7 protein-coding genes are annotated in these 3,838 nt (G+C 68.3%); all 7 read right to left on the reverse strand.

The features are described from left to right. On the reverse strand, window positions 1–771 hold a 771-nt coding region (locus tag ACFQEU_RS12625), incomplete at its 3' end, for a thiolase family protein (protein WP_379782669.1). A 92-nt stretch (window positions 772–863) separates the two neighbouring features. Beyond that, on the reverse strand, window positions 864–1,622 hold the full coding sequence (locus ACFQEU_RS12630; protein WP_379782671.1) for a proteasome assembly chaperone family protein: 759 nt from the start codon (window positions 1,620–1,622) through the stop codon (window positions 864–866). Window positions 1,623–1,718: 96 nt separating this feature from the next. Further along, window positions 1,719–1,901, reverse strand: a complete 183-nt coding sequence (locus ACFQEU_RS12635; protein WP_379782673.1) for an RNA-protein complex protein Nop10 — start codon at window positions 1,899–1,901, stop codon at window positions 1,719–1,721. A 52-nt stretch (window positions 1,902–1,953) separates the two neighbouring features. Further along, the gene (locus ACFQEU_RS12640; protein ID WP_379782675.1) at window positions 1,954–2,754 is read right to left on the reverse strand and encodes a translation initiation factor IF-2 subunit alpha; all 801 of its coding nucleotides are present in this window, start codon (window positions 2,752–2,754) and stop codon (window positions 1,954–1,956) included. Window positions 2,755–2,772: 18 nt separating this feature from the next. Continuing rightward, the gene (locus tag ACFQEU_RS12645; protein ID WP_379782678.1) at window positions 2,773–2,946 is read right to left on the reverse strand and encodes a 30S ribosomal protein S27e; all 174 of its coding nucleotides are present in this window, start codon (window positions 2,944–2,946) and stop codon (window positions 2,773–2,775) included. Window position 2,947: 1 nt separating this feature from the next. After that, window positions 2,948–3,229, reverse strand: a complete 282-nt coding sequence (locus ACFQEU_RS12650; RefSeq protein WP_209484564.1) for a 50S ribosomal protein L44e — start codon at window positions 3,227–3,229, stop codon at window positions 2,948–2,950. A gap of 98 nt (window positions 3,230–3,327) precedes the next feature. Further along, the coding region (locus ACFQEU_RS12655; RefSeq protein WP_379782681.1) for a M20/M25/M40 family metallo-hydrolase at window positions 3,328–3,838 on the reverse strand (511 nt) is incomplete at its 5' end.

Here is a 3,838-nt window from a genome sequence, read left to right on the forward strand (position 1 = left end):
CGTCCGCGCGAGGTGGTCGCGGTCCGCCAGCGTCATCCGGTCCGCTCCCTGTCCCGATCCGGTCACTGCGACCGGCGCGTCGAGGTCGTGTTCGTCGGCGTAGTCGGCGGAGACGATCACGAGCGCGCTCGCGCCGTCGGTGATGGGACAGGCGTCGTAGAGGTGGAGCGGCGAGGCGACCGGCGGCGAGTCGAGCGCCTCCTCAACGGACACCTCGCGGCGGTACTGCGCGTACTCGTTCGGGACGGCGTTCGCGTGGTTCTTCGCCGCCACGTGTGCGAGGTCCTCGCGGCTCCCGCCGTACGCCTCGAAGTACGCGCGCGCCATCAGCGCGTACGCTCCGGGGAACGTCATCCCGGCGCGAACCTCGAAGAGGTCGTCGGCCGCGATGGCGAGCCCCTCGGTGGCCCCGTCGGTGTCGAGGTGTGTCATCCGCTCCATCCCGCCGGCGAGGACGACGTCCGCCTCGCCGGATCGGACGGTTCTGACCGCCTCCCGGACCGCGACGCCCGCGGAGGCACACGCCTCCTCGTACCGTGTCGCCGGACAGGCGAGTCCGGCGGCCTCCGCCATCAGCGGGGCCTGATGGCCCTGGTGCTCGGTGAGCGCTCCCATGAAGTTCCCGTAGTTGAGCTCGTCGACCGCGTCGGGATCGACGCCGGCATCCATGAACGCGCTCGCGGCCGCCTCCGCGAACAGGTCCCGTCCCGTGCGCTCGGGGTGGCTGCCGAACCGCGTGAGCCCGACTCCGGCGACGCGTACCTCGGTCATACACGAACGATGATCAGGGACAGCGTTTAGGTCTGCCGGAACCGTGGGCCGTCGTGCCGTTCGGCCGACGGCCCCCGGGATCGCCATCCGGTTCAGCCGATGTACCGGAGGTCGTCGTCGGGGAGCGCGGGACCCTCCTGCATCTCCTGGATCTTGCCGACGACCTCCTCCATCTCCTCCGCTCGGTCTTCCAAGGAGGCGTAATCGATCTCGAAGCCGAGTCGGGCTTCGAGTACCTCTAACACCGCCTGCGCACTCTTCGGGTCCACGAGGTAGCCGCTCGTCTCCCCCATCAGACACGCCGACTCGAACCCGCGACGCCCGCCCAATCCGAGAATGAGCCCCGACACGCCGACGATCCCGCCGGCCGGCTCGTCGGGTCGGAATTCGACGCCCGCCTCCCGGAGGTCGTCCGCGAGTTCGGCCGCCGAGACCGCGCCGAGCACCGTGTACTCCTCGACGAGCTCGCCCGTCGGAACGCCCCCGAGCGCGAACGCCCGCTCCGCACCGAACGAATCCGCGATGTCGAGGAACGTCGAGGTGAGCCGGTAGTGTCCCTCGTTCGATCCCGCCTGATGATCGCCCGTGAGCACGAGCAGGTCCGGTCCCTCGTCGATTTCGACCGTGTGGAACTCCGCGCAGGTCAGCGACGCGACCCCGTCTTCGCCGTCGACGCTCACCTGTGGCGGGAACTCCGTCGCGTACACCCGCCGAACGAGCTCGCTGTCGAACTCCTCGAGCAGGTGTTCGGCTGCGAGCTTCCCCACGTGGCCGACGCCCGGAAGCCCCTCTATCAGCACCGGGTCGTCGAGCTCCGGTGTCGCCACCTCGTCGATCTCGATGTCCTCCATACCGAGTTCGGACGGGCGGCGGTCACAAGAGGGTGGCTATTCGGGCGTCCTCGACGGCCTCGGTCGGCTCCCGCACTCCCCTAGTGCCCGACAGCGTCAATCCGGGCCGTCGGGGCGCGCTCGCCGCCGATACTCGCCGTACCGGTCGGTGGGGTCGAACGGGGGTGGAGCGCTGTTCTCGGCGGGTGCGTCACACTTCGGACAGCGATCGCCGAGCGTGTACACCGGACGCTCGTGGGCGTGTTCCCAGTTCGAACAGACGCGGATGTCGGAGTGCATTGGCGGGGACGGTGCGTGGTTCGGGGTGTAGAAGGAACCGGATATCGGGGGGTTACTCGTCGTCTTCGCGGCGCTCGCGATGGAACTCGCCGGCACCACCGGCCGCCTCGATCGACTCGCGGGCGCGCCCCGCGGCCGCCTCGAGCTGGTCTTCGGCCGTCTTGTAGTCGGGCGCGCGGACCTTGATCCGGTACTCCGGGGAGCCGACGTACCCCACCTCGAGCTCGACGCCGTCGGGGATCTCGCCGTTCCCCTCCGCCGCATCGAGGGCAGCTTTCACGTCGTCGACGCCGTCCGGTGCCGGTGATTCGAGGTCGACGTAGCCGGTGACGTCGACGTAGGGGACTGAGACGTTGTCGCGGGCCGCGGCGACGACCGCCTCGACCGCGTCCTCGTCGATCGCAACGTCTTCGAGGGCCTCCTCGCCGCGGATCGCGGCCGCCTCGAAGGCGTCGTACAACGACTCGTACTCGACGAGGAGCGCGTTGGCCACCTCGGTGTACTGCTCGTCGGCGACGTCCTCGCCGAGGGCGATGAGCATCCAGTTGTCGGCCTTTCGCTCGTTCTTCCAGTCCTGTATCGTCTCTTTGCGCTGGTGCTCGTTGACGTCCTTGATCGACAGGTCGATCTGGTTGGAGGACTCGTCGACCTCCAGCACCTTGGCGACGACCGTCTGTCCCTCGCGGACGTGGTCACGGACGTTCTTGATCCAGCCGGAGGCGACCTCGCTGATGTGGCAGAGGCCGCGTTTCTCCTCGTACTGGTCGAGATCGACGAACACGCCGAAGTCGGCGATCTCGTCGACCTCGCCGACCACGAGCTCCCCGGGTTCGGGCCAGCCGCTGTACTTCATATCGAGATGGCGAGGCGGTTACCGTGCCTCAACGGTTTCGACGATCTCGCCGTGCAGCTCGGCCTCCCCGCCGGTCGGGGTCGCGAGCGTCGCGCCACAGACGGCACACGACACCGTGGAAGCGGCCTTGCCGAAGACGACCTGTTCGTTTCCGCATTCGTCACACGCCAGGAGGTAGAAGCTTCCCGCCATGTTACTCCTGGAACGTGAGTCGGCCCGCGCGCCAGCCCTCGCGCATGTGGGCCTTGCCGCAGTCGCTGCAGCGGTAGTTCAGGTGGGTCTTCTTCGTCGGCTTGTCGCCACCGGGAACCTTCGAGTACCCGCCGGCGTTGCCGATCGTCGCGAGCGCACGACGCTGCTGGCGTGCGTCGCGTTTCATTCCGGTTGCCCGACCCGATCGAACCTTCTCGACCTCGTGCTCCTGGTGGGAGTCACAGTGAGGGCAGTACGTGTTGAAACGACGTGGCATTTCCATGGATATCTACCTTGGGTCCCGGTTCGACACCGACGCTTAAAACGAGTTTGGTCTGTGGCGGACGCCACTTCGACAGGCCCCCTCCCGGCAGCGCGTATTTATAGGGTGTAGTCGTGCTCCCCCGTCTCCGACTCCAGGAACGCGGTCAACAGGTCGATCGTCGCCGCGATGTCGTCGCCGTCGGCGGTCTCGGTGACGGTGTGGAGGTACCGCGTCGGGATCGAGATCGCGCCGACGGGTTTCGCGCCGTGGGTGTTCTGGAAGCCGGCGGTGTCGGTGCCGCCCGCGGGCAACACCTCGTGTTGGTGCTCGATACCCTCGGCCTCGGCCACGTCGGTGAGTCGACCGTGGACCTTCGGGCTGGTGATCACCGAGGAGTCCTTGAGCTTGATCGCCGTCCCCGCGCCGAGGTCCGTCACGGCGTCCGCCTCCTCGCCGATCTGCGGGACGTCGTTGGCGACCGTGACGTCGAGCGCGACCGCGAGGTCCGGGTCGATGTCGACGCCGAGCGCTCGCGCGCCGCGCAGGCCGAGCTCCTCTTGGACCGTCGATACGGCGTACACAGTGGCGTCGACGTCGGCGGTGGCGGCACGGCGGAGCCCCTCGGCG

The sequence above is a fragment of the Halorubrum tibetense genome (assembly GCF_042661865.1).
GTDB classification, from domain to species: Archaea; Halobacteriota; Halobacteria; order Halobacteriales; family Haloferacaceae; genus Halorubrum; species Halorubrum tibetense.